The 13,930-nt window shown below is 65.7% G+C and carries 17 protein-coding genes and 1 tRNA gene; 11 read left to right on the top strand and 7 right to left on the bottom strand.

Translation table 11 applies throughout. The features are described 5' to 3' along the window. Positions 1-9 precede the first annotated feature (9 nt). Together EAX62_RS02530 and EAX62_RS02525 are read right to left on the bottom strand one after the other, a co-directional pair. Complete coding sequence (locus tag EAX62_RS02530) at positions 10-975, bottom strand: Sir2 family NAD-dependent protein deacetylase (protein ID WP_233557777.1); 966 nt, start codon at positions 973-975, stop codon at positions 10-12. Positions 976-984: 9 nt separating this feature from the next. Further along, positions 985-2,823, bottom strand: coding sequence for a family 43 glycosylhydrolase (locus EAX62_RS02525; protein ID WP_121900081.1), 1,839 nt, complete (start codon positions 2,821-2,823; stop codon positions 985-987). A 167-nt stretch (positions 2,824-2,990) separates the two neighbouring features. Between EAX62_RS02525 and EAX62_RS02520 the strand changes: the two genes are divergently transcribed. The 6 genes from EAX62_RS02520 to EAX62_RS02495 all read left to right on the top strand — a co-directional run bounded on the left by EAX62_RS02520 (position 2,991) and on the right by EAX62_RS02495 (position 8,146). Further along, positions 2,991-3,815: an ABC transporter ATP-binding protein gene (locus tag EAX62_RS02520; RefSeq protein ID WP_121900080.1), complete on the top strand. Its 825-nt coding sequence runs from the start codon at positions 2,991-2,993 to the stop codon at positions 3,813-3,815. Between the two features lie 41 nt (positions 3,816-3,856). Next, positions 3,857-4,468: an ABC transporter permease gene (locus EAX62_RS02515; RefSeq protein WP_407703305.1), complete on the top strand. Its 612-nt coding sequence runs from the start codon at positions 3,857-3,859 to the stop codon at positions 4,466-4,468. Then, on the top strand, positions 4,465-5,169 hold the full coding sequence (locus EAX62_RS02510; RefSeq protein ID WP_121900078.1) for an ABC transporter permease: 705 nt from the start codon (positions 4,465-4,467) through the stop codon (positions 5,167-5,169). The genes EAX62_RS02515 and EAX62_RS02510 overlap by 4 nt, the downstream gene beginning before the upstream one ends. Before the next feature lie 119 nt (positions 5,170-5,288). Continuing rightward, entirely contained in the window at positions 5,289-6,236 is a 948-nt protein-coding gene (locus tag EAX62_RS02505; protein ID WP_121900077.1) for a glycine betaine ABC transporter substrate-binding protein, read from the top strand. 124 nt (positions 6,237-6,360) lie between these two features. Further along, positions 6,361-6,966, top strand: coding sequence for a Dps family protein (locus EAX62_RS02500; RefSeq protein WP_233557776.1), 606 nt, complete (start codon positions 6,361-6,363; stop codon positions 6,964-6,966). Between the two features lie 265 nt (positions 6,967-7,231). Then, complete coding sequence (locus EAX62_RS02495) at positions 7,232-8,146, top strand: C40 family peptidase (RefSeq protein ID WP_233557775.1); 915 nt, start codon at positions 7,232-7,234, stop codon at positions 8,144-8,146. Positions 8,147-8,306: 160 nt separating this feature from the next. On the opposite strand, the gene EAX62_RS02490 is transcribed toward EAX62_RS02495, so the two are convergent. Then, positions 8,307-8,612, bottom strand: a complete 306-nt coding sequence (locus EAX62_RS02490) for a Prokaryotic metallothionein (protein ID WP_199711072.1) — start codon at positions 8,610-8,612, stop codon at positions 8,307-8,309. Between the two features lie 228 nt (positions 8,613-8,840). On the opposite strand from EAX62_RS02490, the gene EAX62_RS02485 reads away from it, so the two are divergent. Further along, positions 8,841-9,407, top strand: a complete 567-nt coding sequence (locus EAX62_RS02485; protein ID WP_121900075.1) for a YceI family protein — start codon at positions 8,841-8,843, stop codon at positions 9,405-9,407. Positions 9,408-9,723: 316 nt separating this feature from the next. Next, positions 9,724-9,882: a hypothetical protein gene (locus EAX62_RS17360; RefSeq protein ID WP_158600474.1), complete on the top strand. Its 159-nt coding sequence runs from the start codon at positions 9,724-9,726 to the stop codon at positions 9,880-9,882. Between the two features lie 22 nt (positions 9,883-9,904). Here EAX62_RS17360 and EAX62_RS02475 read toward each other — a convergent pair whose 3' ends face one another. Together EAX62_RS02475 and EAX62_RS02470 are read right to left on the bottom strand one after the other, a co-directional pair. After that, positions 9,905-10,522 (bottom strand): FMN reductase, encoded by a 618-nt coding sequence (locus EAX62_RS02475; RefSeq protein ID WP_121900073.1) that lies wholly within the window; start codon positions 10,520-10,522, stop codon positions 9,905-9,907. Next, the gene (locus EAX62_RS02470) at positions 10,519-11,670 is read right to left on the bottom strand and encodes an LLM class flavin-dependent oxidoreductase (protein ID WP_121900072.1); all 1,152 of its coding nucleotides are present in this window, start codon (positions 11,668-11,670) and stop codon (positions 10,519-10,521) included. The genes EAX62_RS02475 and EAX62_RS02470 overlap by 4 nt, the downstream gene beginning before the upstream one ends. A 229-nt stretch (positions 11,671-11,899) precedes the next feature. Here EAX62_RS02470 and EAX62_RS02465 point away from each other — a divergent pair, with 229 nt between their 5' ends. Beyond that, positions 11,900-12,418, top strand: a complete 519-nt coding sequence (locus EAX62_RS02465) for a MarR family winged helix-turn-helix transcriptional regulator (RefSeq protein WP_121900071.1) — start codon at positions 11,900-11,902, stop codon at positions 12,416-12,418. Beyond that, positions 12,415-13,011: an NAD(P)H:quinone oxidoreductase gene (gene wrbA / locus EAX62_RS02460; RefSeq protein WP_121900070.1), complete on the top strand. Its 597-nt coding sequence runs from the start codon at positions 12,415-12,417 to the stop codon at positions 13,009-13,011. The genes EAX62_RS02465 and wrbA overlap by 4 nt, the downstream gene beginning before the upstream one ends. Positions 13,012-13,115: 104 nt before the next feature. Here the strand turns inward: wrbA and EAX62_RS02455 are convergent. After that, positions 13,116-13,189, bottom strand: a tRNA-Ile gene (locus EAX62_RS02455). Between the two features lie 55 nt (positions 13,190-13,244). Continuing rightward, positions 13,245-13,562 (bottom strand): DUF3566 domain-containing protein, encoded by a 318-nt coding sequence (locus EAX62_RS17040; protein WP_233557774.1) that lies wholly within the window; start codon positions 13,560-13,562, stop codon positions 13,245-13,247. A 16-nt stretch (positions 13,563-13,578) separates the two neighbouring features. On the opposite strand from EAX62_RS17040, the gene EAX62_RS17035 reads away from it, so the two are divergent. Then, complete coding sequence (locus EAX62_RS17035) at positions 13,579-13,926, top strand: hypothetical protein (RefSeq protein ID WP_233557773.1); 348 nt, start codon at positions 13,579-13,581, stop codon at positions 13,924-13,926. The last annotated feature ends 4 nt before the right edge of the window (positions 13,927-13,930 follow it).

The raw sequence follows: 13,930 nt of genomic DNA, 5'->3' as shown, positions 1-13,930 counted from the left end.
CTGCGGCCCTCAGGGATGTGGGAGATTTGAGAGGGACCCCACGAACTCCTCGAGAACACTTTCCAGACGTCCGTGGATGCGGTGGGTGGCGAGGTCATCCCCGCGAGTTGTGCCGTCGTTGACGATGATGACCCGTTTGCTGTCCCTGGCAGCACGCCGCACGAACCGCAGACCGCTCATCACGCTCAGGCTGGTTCCCAGCACCAGCAGCGCGTCCGATCTCTCCAGCATGTCGAACGATGCGTTCACCACGGCCGGGTCAGCGTTCTCCCCGAAATACACCACGTCGGGTTTGAGTACCCCCCGGCACACCGGGCAGTCGGGGTAGATGAACTCCTCAGTGCGGTCCACCTCCGCGTCGCCGTCGGGCAGTCCCGCGGCCTGGCGCGCCAGGTAGTCGAGTCGTGACGCGAATTCGGGGTTCAATTCCAGAAGGGTGGCCTGCAGCGCCTCGCGGTCGATGACCGTGCCGCAGGTCAGGCACGACACGGTGGCGAGGCGGCCGTGGAGGTCGAGCACGGGGTTGGAGCCGGCCGCCTGGTGGAGCCCGTCGACGTTCTGTGTCACGACGCCCGTCACCGGCAGAACGGTCGCGAGGTCCGCCACCAGGTGATGCACCCGGTTGGGCTGTGCCACGCGAAACGACGGCCAACCCACCGTGCTGCGGGCCCAGTAATGACGCCTGGCGATGTCTGAGGACACGAACTCCTGGTAGGTCATCGGGGAGCGCGGAATCGCGCCGGGACCGCGATAGTCCGCCAATCCCGACGCCGTGGACGTGCCCGCGCCGGTCAGGACCATGGTGCGCAGCCCGTGCAATGCCGCGGCCGCCTCAGCGACCTCGGCGTGCGAGGACTCGCGCCCAAATGACGAGTCCTCGGGTGCGCCCCAGGCCTTGCCGCCAGCTACGTCGCGTCCCACGTGGGCGGTGCGAAACCAACCGCCCACATCGGGTACCCCATGCTGCTCTGCCACGAAGTCAGGCTACCCGCGGCCGTGCCCCGCCCGCACGTCCACGGCGTCGATCTCGGTGTAGAAGCTCGCACGGGTCATCGTGATGGTGTTCCATCCCCTCGCGAGCTGCACCGTGTGCTCGATCCTCTGCCAGTTGCCCCACCGGGTGTGGGGAAACACCACCAGATCGGCGCGACGGCCGTTCACGGAGACCCGATCGCTCGACTCCAGCGGGTAACCGCCCCGTTCGGATCCGTTGGCGAAACGGATACCGAGCGTGGAGCGTCCGCCCTTCTCCGACCACACGCGCAGGGTCACGGAACTGTCGGCGAAATCCATCCCACCCACCTTGCGCCCACCCGAGGCGCTGGCGTCATCCACGATCCGGGCGTTTGTGACTGCGCCGGCCTCCGCCTCATACCGGGTGGCACCGTCCGCAATGTCGTCCGACTCAGTGGGTGCCACCGCAGCCAACCGCCTCGGAAGGTCCCGGTACACATCGACTGCGTCCAACTCAGCGAACCACGTCCCGCGTGTGAGAGTGATCTCGTTCCAGCCCTTTTTCACTTTGACTCGCTGCTCAACAACCTGCCAGTTGCCCCACGTCGTGTGCTCGAAGGAGACACTGCCCGCGCGCCGCCCGTTGACCAAGAGATTGTCGGTGGACTCGACTCGCCGCCCCGCTTCGTCCCGCGACCCGTTCGAGTAGCGAATACCAAGCGTCATGGAACCGCTGCGCGTGGCATGGATGCGTACGGTCACTGCACTGTCTCGCGCATCCATCCCACCGACCTTGGCCGAGGCGGATGCGGTGTCGTCGGCGACGACGCGGGCGTTGACCACCCGTCCCTGCTCGGCTTCGTACCGCCGGGAGGCACCGTCAACAACGGGTACACCGTCGATGAAGTCGAGGTCACGGACGTACATGGCGCGACGGGTGAAGGTGGGGTCCCAGCCATGGAACACCAGTGCCGTGGACCCGTCGCGACGTACGACGACATCCTGCCCGCCCGGTCCCACCACCCCGCCCCGGAAGAGGTCGGTACTCAGGAAGGGTGCCGGCGCCTTCTTCCAGGGACCGGCCAGGCTGTTCGAGGTGGCCCACCCGGTGCGGTAGTTGCCGCCGTAGTAGTCGTTGGCGGAGTAGAACAGGTGGTACGTGCCGTTCACCCGCACCAGCGTCGGCGCCTCCACCACCGAACCCTCCCAGGGTTGATCGTTGCGAATCATCTCCACAGGAGGGCCCATCAGCGTGGCGCCGTCGTTGGAGAGAGGTTGGATGAACAGGATTGTGGGCAGGCTGCAACAGTTGCCGTCGGCCTTCCACAGCAGGTAGAGCTGGCCGTTCTCGACGTAGGTGGCAGCGTCGATGGCCCCGCCGAGTTCCGTGGGACACACCAGCGCTTCCTCACCGACGGGGACGAACGGTCCTTCGGGACGCTTCGCGAGTGCAAGTCCTATGCACTGCAGGTCCGAAGCCCTGTCGTGCGCCGTGTAGTACAGGGCATAGCCGCCCTCAACGGCGGTCACCTCCGGCGCCCACACGCAGAAATCCTCCGTGCCATCGGGGGCAACGCTGCAGGGCCCCACCCAGTCACCCACGGTGGGCATGGCATCAGGCCGCTCCGTCCACGTACGCAGGTTCTTCGACGTTGCGTGCTGCACGTTGACGCCATCGGAGTTCGTGGCATAGGCGTGATAGGTGCCGCCCACCTGCAGGACGTCCGGGTCCGGGAAGTTCTCCTTGATGACAGGGCTGATGGGAGGTGCCGGCGTAGCGTCGGCATGAGCGTCCGGCGCGGCCGGCGGGGAAATGCCCAGGAGAAGAGCCAGTGCGATCGCCACGGCCAAAGCTGGTGATGCACGCATGATGCCACCTCGTCTTTTCAACGTTGAAAACAGGGATGGTCATCATTGTGCGCCCCCCAAGAGAGCTTTGGCAAGCAATTCTGCCCGGCCATGACTAGACCCCGCTGTACGCTGGCGAGGCCACAAAGGAGGCTCCCCATGCCCAGGCAACAGAGGGTGGTCGTCCCATGATCCGTTTCGACCACGTCCACAAGGAATACCCGGATGGCACCATCGCGGTCGACGACTTCACCCTCGAGGTGCCTTCGCACGAAGTGGTGGTGCTGCTCGGCAGCTCCGGCTGCGGCAAGACCACCCTGATGCGGATGGTCAACAGGATGGTGGATCCGTCGTCCGGATCCGTCTCCATCGACGGCGACGACGTGGCCCACAGCGATCCCGTGAAGCTGCGGCGAAGCATCGGCTACGTCATGCAGTCCGGTGGCCTGCTGCCCCACCGCACCGTGGTGGACAACATCGCGACGGTCCCGCTGCTGCTGGGCGCCACACGCCGCTCCGCCCACGCCCGCGCGTCAGAACTGCTGGACCTGGTGGGCCTGGAACAGTCGGTGGCCAAGCGATACCCGAGCCAACTCTCCGGTGGCCAGCGCCAGCGCATCGGTGTGGCCCGCGCCCTGGCGTCGGACCCCAACATTCTCCTCATGGACGAACCCTTCGGCGCCGTGGACCCCGTGGTGCGTGCCGAACTCCAGCGGGAGCTGCTTCACCTGCAGAACGAACTGGCCAAGACCATCCTCTTCGTCACCCATGACGTGGACGAGGCGTTCCTGCTGGGACAACAGGTGCTGGTGCTGCGGACCGGCGCCGAGGTGGCACAGCACGGCAGCCCCGCCAACATCCTCCTGGACCCGGCGGACGATTTCGTCGCGAACTTCATTGGTGGGCCCCGCCGCCACCTGCGCACGGAGATGCGCGACGGCCGCCACATCGTGGTCGATGCCGCCGGTCATGTGACGGGGGTGCTGCAGGACGACCGTGGGGCGGCCGGATGAGGTTCGATTGGGTGGCCGACAACATGGGCCAGATTCTCATGATGTCCTGGGCACATGTTCAGGTTTCCGTGCTGCCGATTTTCCTGAGCCTCCTGATCGCCGTGCCCATCGCATGGTGGGCACACCGCCAGAAGAGTGCCCGGCGCGTCCTCGTCCCGATCAGCGGCGTGTTGTACGCACTCCCGTCGCTCCCGCTGTTCGTTCTGCTGCCCGTCGTCCTCGGCACCCGCATCCTTGACCCCCTCAACCTGGTGGTGGCCCTGACCCTGTACGGCGTGGCCCTGCTCGTGCGCACGGCCGTGGACGCCTTCGACTCCGTAGGACGCATCATCCGCGACGACGCCCTGGCCATCGGACACTCCCCCCGTCAGGTGTTCTGGCGGGTTGCCCTGCCGCTCGCAGGTCCGCCGCTGCTGGCCGGGACGCGGGTGGTCAGTGCCTCCACACTGTCGTTGGTGTCAGTGGGTGCGCTCATCGGCGTCCCGTCCCTGGGATACTTCTTCACCAACGGGTACCAGCGCGGTTTCCCCACGGAGATCATGGTGGGTGTCATCGGCACCGTCGTCCTCGCCGTCATCTTCGACGTCATCATCGTCGTGGCTGGCCGACTTCTCCTACCGTGGGTGCGCGCCACCGACAGGAGGCGCGGATGATCCAGTTCGCCGACGCCTTCGCGTGGCTCGTTGATCCCGCCAACTGGCCGGGACCCAACGGCATCACCGCCCGCATCCTTGAGCATCTTTGGTACTGCCTGCTGGCGCTCGTGCTGGCCCTCGTCATCGCCATGCCTGCCGGCCTGTACATCGGTCACACTGGTAAGGGCCGCGCCCTGGCGATCGGCCTGACGGGAGCACTGCGCGCGCTGCCCTCCCTCGGGCTGCTGACCTTGCTGGCCGTCACCATGTCTCTGGGTCTCCGGCTGGCCATCGTGCCATCGACCATCGTGCTGGCCATCCTTGCCATCCCACCGCTGCTGGCGGCCGCGTACTCGGGGGTGGAGGCCGTCGACCCCGACGTGGTGGACGGCGCCCGCGCCTCGGGCCTCAACGAATGGCAGATCGTGGGCCGGGTGGAGGTACCCCTCGCGGCCCCCCTGCTCGTGGGCGGTCTGCGGTCCGCCGTCCTGCAGGTCATCGCCACGGCCACCCTGAGCGCCTTCCTGGGTCTGGGTGGCCTCGGCCGCTTCATCCTCGACGGCCAGGCCGTGGCCGACTACACCCGCATGCTCGGCGGGGCCATCCTCGTGATCGCTCTCGCGCTCATCCTCGACGGCGGCATTCTCCTGCTCCAGCGGTGGCTGGTGCCCTCAGGGGTCAGCATCGCGCTGGGAACCGGCCGTCTTGAGGGACGTTGAGGCCCGCGCACCGGACCCCAATCCCCGGAATACCGCCAACAGCGAACGCATCCACTCACTACTCGCCCCAGCGCCGACTAGCATCGACATGCACTCTTCCCTGGAAAAGGACCGCACTCATGAGCCCACAATTCACCCGCCGCGCGCTGATCGGCTTCACCGCCGTCGCCGCTCTCGCAGCCGGCTGCTCCAACGCCGACCCCATGGCCACATCTTCCCCCTCCGCCACCACCGGTGCGAGTGAGACAGCGGCCGCCACCACGATCACCGTGGGATCGGCACGCTTCCCCGAGGCGGAGATCATCGCGGAGTTGTACGCGCAGACGCTGGAGGCTGACGGGATCACCGTCAAACGCAACATGCAGATCGGCGCGCGCGAGACCTACATCGCCGCCATCAAGGATGGATCCGTGGACCTCCTTCCGGAGTACACGGGCAACCTTCTGCAGTTCTGGGACCCCAAGACCACGGCCAAGTCACCCGAGGACGTGTTGTCCCAGTTGCGTGACAACACCCCGGAAGGTCTGCGCGTACTGGACCCATCCTCCGCGGAGGACAAGGACTCGTGGGTGGTGACGTCGGACTTCTCCTCCAAGAACAAGGTCACCTCGCTGGCCGACCTCTCCACCTTCGGCGGCAAACTGCGGCTGGCGGGCAACCCCGAACTGGCGGAGCGCCCCTACGGCCCCAAGGGGCTCACGGACATCTACGGGGTGCCGGCCGCCAACATCTCCTTCACACCCATTGACGATGGCGGTGGCCCCCTCACGGTGCAGGCGCTCGTCGACGGCGACGTCGACCTGGCGGACATCTACTCCACCACCCCGGCCATCGCGGAGAACAACTTCGTGGTTCTGGAGGATCCGTTGAACATGATCGTGTCGCAGCAGGTGTTCGCGCTTGCCAGCGAGAAGGTCCCGGCATCCGCTGACGAGCGTCTCAACGCCGTCAGCAAGGCCCTGACCACCGACGATCTCATCGCCATGAACGCCCGCAACCAGGGCGACGAGAAGGCTTCGCCCTCCACGATCGCGGCCGACTGGCTGAAGGAGAAGGGCCTCATCTGAGGCCAGTTCCCCTCGCCGACGTGGGTGAACCTGAGCCGCGCTAAATTGGAAAACGAACAGTGTGCTGGGCCTTCACGTCCGGCACCCCCGCTTCAGTTGGCAGACCACCACCAGGAGGAATGGCATGGCAGGAAAGAAGACCACGAGGGCAACGGCCCGCAAGAGCATGACCGACTCATACACTGTCCCGGGCGTGAAGCTTGAGGAGGGCCAGGATCTGGCGAAGGAACTCCAGAGCTGCCTTCACAACCTCAACGACCTCCACCTGACGCTCAAGCACGCCCACTGGAACGTCGTGGGCCCGAAGTTCATCGGCGTCCACAAAATGCTTGACCCACAGGTGGACGCAGTGCGGGAGATGACGGACGCTGTCGCCGAGCGGATGGCCACCATGGGCGTGCCCCCCGTTGGTACGCCCGGCGCACTCGTGAGAGACCGCGACTGGGATGACTACCCCATCGGCCTGGCGCAGGCATCCGAACACCTGGGTGCGCTCGACATCGTGTACACGCGTGTCATCGAGAACCACCGCCGGGTCATCGACCTTGCGGGCGACGTCGACCCGATCACCGAGGACATTCTCATCGGCCAGACCGGCGAGATGGAGCAGTACCAGTGGTTCGTCCGCGCGCACCTTCAGGACGATGAGGGCACGCTGTCCACCAGCACCGCCACCACGGAGCAGGAAGCGGCCCAGCAGGCCATGGAGGGCGATCGCAGGATCGACTGAGCACCTCCAGTTCGCAAACGGCCCCCGGGAATTGTTTTCCGGGGGCCGTTGTCATGCTGGCGTGCAGGTCGGTGCCGCCGCACGAACTGTGGGGAACTCACGCTCGACAACCAAAGAAATCTCAGGATCCAGCTGCCTCCAGGAGCAGCTTGGAGCAGCCAGAACGCTTAGCCTGTGAGACCAATCTGAGTATTGCCTTTGAAATCCTCAGTTTCTAATGTTACCTTCCTATGGTCATCGTCCGTCGTGGAAGGTTCACACACACATGTTGAAGCGCATCCTGCCAGCACTCATGGCAGCACTCATGGGGGTCACCCTCGCTCTGGTCCCCTCGAACGCCGCTCACGCGAACACGTCATCCTCGCAGGCCAAGGTCTACTCGCAGCCCGGCGACCACCTCGTCAACGGCCGCTACTGGAAGACCGCCTGCGAGAAGTACTCCTCCTCCGTCGTACGGTGCGAGACGAAGATCTGGACCACCAAGATCGTGAAGTCCGGCGGCGCCAACGTGTCACACAAGGGTTGGGTCTTCAACAACCTCACCTACCTCCCCTCCTCCCGCGCCGCCTGGGCGAAGAACCCACTCGGCCACAAGGGGACCTGGACCGCCTCCGACGGCCGCAAGTGGAAGACCGAGTGCGACACCGCCGCCACGGGCCTGGGCGGCTGCCGCTCCTACGCGCTCACCGGCAAGAAGTGGGTCGTCAACAACATCGTGCAGTTCAGCAGCTCCGCCGTCGCGGCCGTGACGACCATTCCCGCCGCCGCCCCGAAGCTGGCCAATGTGCCCGTGGAGCAGTCCGTCGCGAAGGCGGCTGCGGCCGCCACCGGGTCCTCCAAGCAGAAGATCGTTTCCGCCGCGCTGGCCAAGGTCGGCAGCCGGTACGTGCACAACGCCTCCGGTCCCAGCTCCTTCGACTGCTCAGGGCTGACCGCCTACGCCTACAAGCAGGCAGGCATCACGCTTCCCCACAGCTCGCGCACCCAGTCGTCCATGGGCACGCGGGTCTCGAGGAGCAACCTTCAGCCGGGCGACCTGGTGTTCTACTACAGCCCCATCAGCCACGTGGGCATCTACATCGGCAACGGCAAGATCGTCGACGCGGCCAACCCGCGCAGCGGCGTCCGCGTCGCATCGGTGGACTCGATGCCCTTCTCCGGCGGCGCCCGCGTCGGCTGACCCCTCGGGGCCCCAAGGACCCCCCAGCACAACGAGAACCGCCCCCGGACATTCCGGGGGCGGTTCTTCACTGTGGTCACCGATCATGGTGAGGTCCGTGACGTTGGCTGCCGGTGGAGGAGGCGCACGGTGTGGTGGGTGACTGCTTCCAGCAGGATATTCAGGACGAGATGGCTCCGCCGTCGTCCTTCCACCGGGACACTTGCTTGTCGGGAACGGAGGCGATGACTGGGGCCGACGGTGCGGGCTGCGCCGCGGCGCTTGCCTGCTGGGAACAGTGTGCGCAGCAGTAGAGGGTGCCGTTGCGTTCCACGCCGTGGCCGAGGATGCGGCAACCACACGTCTCGCAGCGCGATGCCATGGTGTGAATGGCGCACTCGAAGCTGTCGAACGTCCCTGTGTCCGATCCGCGCGTGATGCTGAAAGCGTTCTGGTCATCATTGCCGCATGTGTCACAAACCGCCATGGTCCGCTCCTGGTTCGTCGGGGTTCCGTCCCCACCGCCAGCCGGGTGAGGACTTCGCTGATGCATGTTTCACGTCACACCCTAGCCTCCGGTGTGGAGACGGCGCGGTACCGGAAACGATGGTGTGTGGGTGACACGCCGACGTGTACTAGTTGACATGTCATACAGTTTGGTGCAAAGTAAGTGACACGTCATCAATTTGGCCACCCCAACCCCTGAGGAGCACTCATGACCACCACCATCACTCTCGCCCAGCTCGATGAGCTCTCCGGCACCTGGACCATCGACCCGTCGCACACCCAGATCGGCTTCACCGCACGCCACGCGATGGTCACAAAGGTCCGAGGCGCCTTCAACGAGTTCGAGGGAACCGTGGTCGTGGACGCGGGGGACTTCTCCAAGTCCATCGCCACCCTGACCATCCAGGCCACCAGCATCGACACCCGCAACGAGCAGCGCGACGGCCACCTGCGCAGCAACGACTTCCTCGCCATGGACGAGTTTCCGGAAATCACCTTCGTCTCCACCCGGGTCACCCGCACCAGCGACACCAGCCTGGAGCTCACCGGCGACCTGACGATCAAGGGCACGACCAACTCCGTCACCATCCCCTTTGACTTCGAGGGCACTGCCACCGACCCCTTCGGTAACCTGCGCGCCGGCTTCGAGGGCTCAGTGGTGATCAACCGGAAGGACTACGGCGTGACCTGGAACGCTGCGCTCGAGACCGGCGGCGTGCTGGTCAGCGACAAGATCACCCTCGAGTTCGAGGTCTCCGCAATCAAGAACGCCTGACCCGTCGGCTGAGGCATTCGTCAGGGGGCCGTTCCAGCATCTGCTGGGACGGCCCCCTTCGACCTGTCCCGATCACACCCTTTGCTCCTGCACGATCCGTGCGGAGGTCGACGGGCGCGTGAGTCTCAGCGACAATTCTCCTGCAACGCGCACACCACCGGCGAGCGAGCTGCGCTCACCACCCGGCGACCGAGGAGAACCGATGAGCGGACGGGAAGCTCGGTTACCTTGGCCGCGTCCGGAACGAGCTGTTGCTGGACGTGCCGGAACCATCCCGGGTGGTACTGCTGGGCGGAGAGCCCTTCGAGGAACCATCATGACGTGGTGGAACTTCGTGGCCCGGACGCGGGCGGAGATCGACAGTGCATACGCCTCCTGGGCCCGGCAGGACGACCGCTTCGGTCGGGTCCGCTCCAGCCTGCCCCTCATCCCGGCCAAGGCGCCGTTCTGGAAGCAGGACCCGGGGCCGCGGTGACCGCCTGCAGTATCCCCCGGCGTCAGGTGCCGCTGGCCTGGCGCAGCAGCTGGTGAAAAGGGGTCGGTGCGGCGAATTCATCCTCGACCGTGCGGCGGGCGCCAGCAGTGCTGGTGGCCGACGGCGCCTTGCCCATGAGTTCCGCCAGTTCACCTGCGGCCCGTGCGGCCCGGCGCTCGAGACCTTCGTCGCCGAAATCGTCGATGGCTGCGAAGACCCCGGTGGGCACCACTACGGCGTGCAGGTAGGAGAACAGGGGACGCAGCGCGTGGTCGAGCACGAGCGAGTGTCTCGCGGTACCGGCGGTGGCGGCCACCAGCACGGGCTTGCCGTCCAGAACCCCCTCGTCGAGCACATCAAAGAATGTCTTGAACAGGCCCGAGTACGAGGCCGCGAAGACCGGGGTCACGGCGATGATGCCATCTGCGCGACGTATCGCCTCGATCGCCTCACCGAGCTTGACTCCCGGGAATCCCGTGAGCATGTGGTCGGTGAGCTGGTGGGCGAGGTCGCGCAGCTCGATGGTGGTGACCTCCACCTCACCGAGCGACTCGACGGTGGCGGCGGTGAGGGTGTTGGCCAGGAGCCGGGTTGATGAGGCAGTGGACAGGCCAGCGGAAACGACGGCGAGCGAGGTCATGCCGACACCTGCAGTGCGTCCTCGGCGCGGTGTCCGGTCGCAGCGTCGGCTGCGGCGTAGACCGTGGAGTCCTTGGCGCCCCCTGCTCTGGCGACCATCGAAGCGTGGGTCGGTGCATCCGGGATGTGGGCGGGACGCCCCTCGGCGAAGCCCTTGCGCATCTCCGGCAGGATCTCGCCCAGCAGGTCCAGTTGCTCGAGGACCGTCTTGAGCGGCAGGCCGGCGTGGTCGAGCAGGAACAGCTGGCGCTGGTAGTCGCCGGCGTAGTCGCGGAACGACAGGGTCCGCTCCAGCACCTGCTGGGGCGAGCCGACGGTCAGCGGGGTGGCCTTCGTGAAGTCCTCCAGCGACGGGCCGTGTCCGTAGACCGGAGCGTTGTCGAAGTAGGGACGGAAGTCGTTCCAGGCATCCTGGCTGTTCTTGCGCATGAAGAACTGGCCGCCCAGGCCCACGATGGCGGTGTCAGAGGGGCCGTGACCGTGCGCCTCCCACCGCTCACGGTAGAGGCGGATCATCTGTCCGGCGTGGCTGGAGGGCCAGAAGATGTGGTTGTGGAAGTAGCCGTCTCCGTAGAACGCGGCCTGCTCGGCAATCTCGGGGCTGCGGATGGAACCGTGCCACACGAACGGGGGGACGCCATCCAGCGGGCGCGGCGTGGACGTGTATCCCTGGAGGGGGGTACGGAACCGGCCCTTCCAGGTGACGACGTCCTCGCGCCACAACTGGTGCAGCAGTGCGTAGTTCTCGATGGCCAGGTTGATGCCCTGGCGAATGTCCTTGCCGAACCAGGGATAGACGGGCCCGGTGTTGCCGCGACCCATCATGAGGTCGACGCGGCCACCGGAGAGGTGTTGCAGCTTCGCGTAGTCCTCCGCGATCAGCACGGGGTCCGTGGTGGTGATGAGCGTCGTGGCGGTCGAGAGGATGATCTTCTTCGTCTGCGCTCCGATCCATGCCAGCGTCGTCGTCGGGGCCGACGAGATGAAGGGCGGGTTGTGGTGCTCACCGGTCGCGAAGACGTCCAGGCCGATGTCCTCGGCCTTCTTCGCGATCTCGACCTGGGCCTGGATGCGCTCGAATTCGGTCGGGGTGCGGCCTGTGGTGGGGTCGGTGGTGACGTCGCCGACGCTGAAGATGCCGATCTGCATGCTGGGCCTCCGGGAAGTGTGATGGTCAACCGCCACCAGGTGAATTGGTGACGTGTCACTTACTTTAGTGTCATGTGGATGACGTGTCAACTATTTCCGCTGGCCGGGCAACCCATCCGTGGGGATGCACCGCCGAACGTGGGGCCCTGACGTGCTGCACTTGGGTGACGCGCACGGGCTGCGTCAAACATCTATGTGACATGTCAACTATGTGCGCTAGGATGGGGGCATGAATTCCACCACACCATGGCTCTCCGACGCTGAGCAGCGCACCTGGCGCAGTTGGTTGTCGGTCAACGCACAACTCCCTGCAGCGCTGCACAGGCAACTGCAGCGCGACTCGGGTTTGTCCCTGCAGGACTTCGAAGTCCTCGTCCACCTGACCGAGACCGCGGACCACCGCTCGAGGGTCGCTGATCTGGCCCAGGCCCTGCAATGGGAGCGCAGCCGCCTCTCCCATCACGTCAAGCGTATGGAAACCCGTGGGCTGGTGCTGCGCGAGGAATGCCTCGAGGACGGCCGTGGGGCCTATGTCGTACTCACCGAAGCGGGCCTTGAGGCCATCGAGAACGCGGCACCCGGTCATGCACAGACTGTGAAGGAACTCGTCTTCGATCACCTCACCAAGCGAGAACTCGAAGGCTTCACCAGCGCAGTGGAAAAGGTCCTGTCGTACCTGAACCAGCCCATCTCGCACACACGTGCACCGTCCCGCACCAAACCATCACCAGAGAAGGAAAGCGCATGACCAAACTTGCCATCATCTACTACTCCGCAACCGGGCACGGCACCACCATGGCCGAACACGTTGAACGATTCGCCAAGGAGGCCGGCGCGGAGGTGCGTCTCCGCCACGTCCGAGAGACCGTCGACGAGTCCGTGTTCGCCGCGAACCCCGCGTGGCGCGCCAACTACGAGGCGACCAAGGACCTCCCGGAAGCCACGGGCGACGACATCGTCTGGGCGGATGCGGTGATCTTCGGCTCGCCGACCCGGTACTCCAGCGTGGCAGGGTCCTTCCAGTCGTTCATCGACACGCTCGGTGGACTCTGGAGTCAGGGGAAGTTGGCGGACAAGGTGTACGCCGCGTTCACGTCCTCGCAGACCACCCACGGTGGCCAGGAGACGACGCTGCAGCACATCTACCAGATGGTCATGCACTTCGGCGGCCTCGTTGTGCCGCCCGGCTACACGGCGGCGTTGAAGTTCGTCGACGGCAATCCCTACGGCGTGTCCCACGTCACTGGGGCCACCAACCAGAATGAGTTGGAGCAGCACACCATCGACGCCCTGGAACACATGACGCAGCGAGTCATCACCATCGCCGAACGCCTTGCCTGACCTGAACGTCTGACCTGGCGCGACCCAGGCCCACCTCCCTCAGACAAGAAGACCCGCACACGAAAAGACCCGCACCTGAACTTGTCAGGTGCGGGTCGTCACGGTGGGCCTAACTGGATTTGAACCAGTGACCTCTGCCTTATCAGGGCAGCGCTCTAACCAACTGAGCTACAGGCCCGTGTACCGCTCGCTGACTCTATCGCAACGATCGGCACGTGATCAAACCGGGCGGATCAGTCCTCCGCCAGCGTGACTTCCAGTCCGCCCATGATGGTGGCGGCCAGGTTGTACAGGAACGCAAACAGTGTGGACACGGCAGTGATGATCACGACGTCGATGGCGGCCAGGACCGCGGCAAAGCCGAGGATGCGGGAGCCACTGATGAAGTCCTCCACGCGGAATTCGCCGCCGCCCTGATCCCCCACGAGAGTGGTCATGAACTGGTTCACCGCATCCAGCGCACCGGATCCGGCGATAACCGACCACAGCACGGACACCACGATGATCAGCATCACGCCGAAGGCGATGGAGAACAGGAAGGTGGTCTTCATCACCGACCATGGGTCGATGCGTGCCAGACGCAGACGCGCCTTGCGGGTGCGACGGGACCCGACTTTCGGCGCCCTCGGAGACGTCACGACGGATTCAGCCGAGGCAGCCGATGCCGGCGCGGTGGCCGCGGAGGCGCTGCTTGCGGCGGACGCGCTGCTGCTGGCGCTGCGGGCAACGGGCTTCCTCGGGGCCGGGACAGCCGTCCCGAGCGGGCGTGTGGCCCACTCGACAGCCGACTGGTTGCCTGCCCTGGGGCTGATGGTGGTGGACTCTGCAGCCGACTCGTGCGTCGACGGCGAACCAGCCGACTTCACACCCACCTGCGCCGCGGACGACGCACTGCTGGGTGTTTCGTCGCGATAGATGT

The sequence above is a fragment of the Tessaracoccus antarcticus genome, from assembly GCF_003688855.1.
Lineage (GTDB): Bacteria > Actinomycetota > Actinomycetes > Propionibacteriales > Propionibacteriaceae > Arachnia > Arachnia antarctica.
Note: the sequence above shows the minus strand (reverse complement) of the source record. Positions and strands in the feature narration are given on the sequence as shown.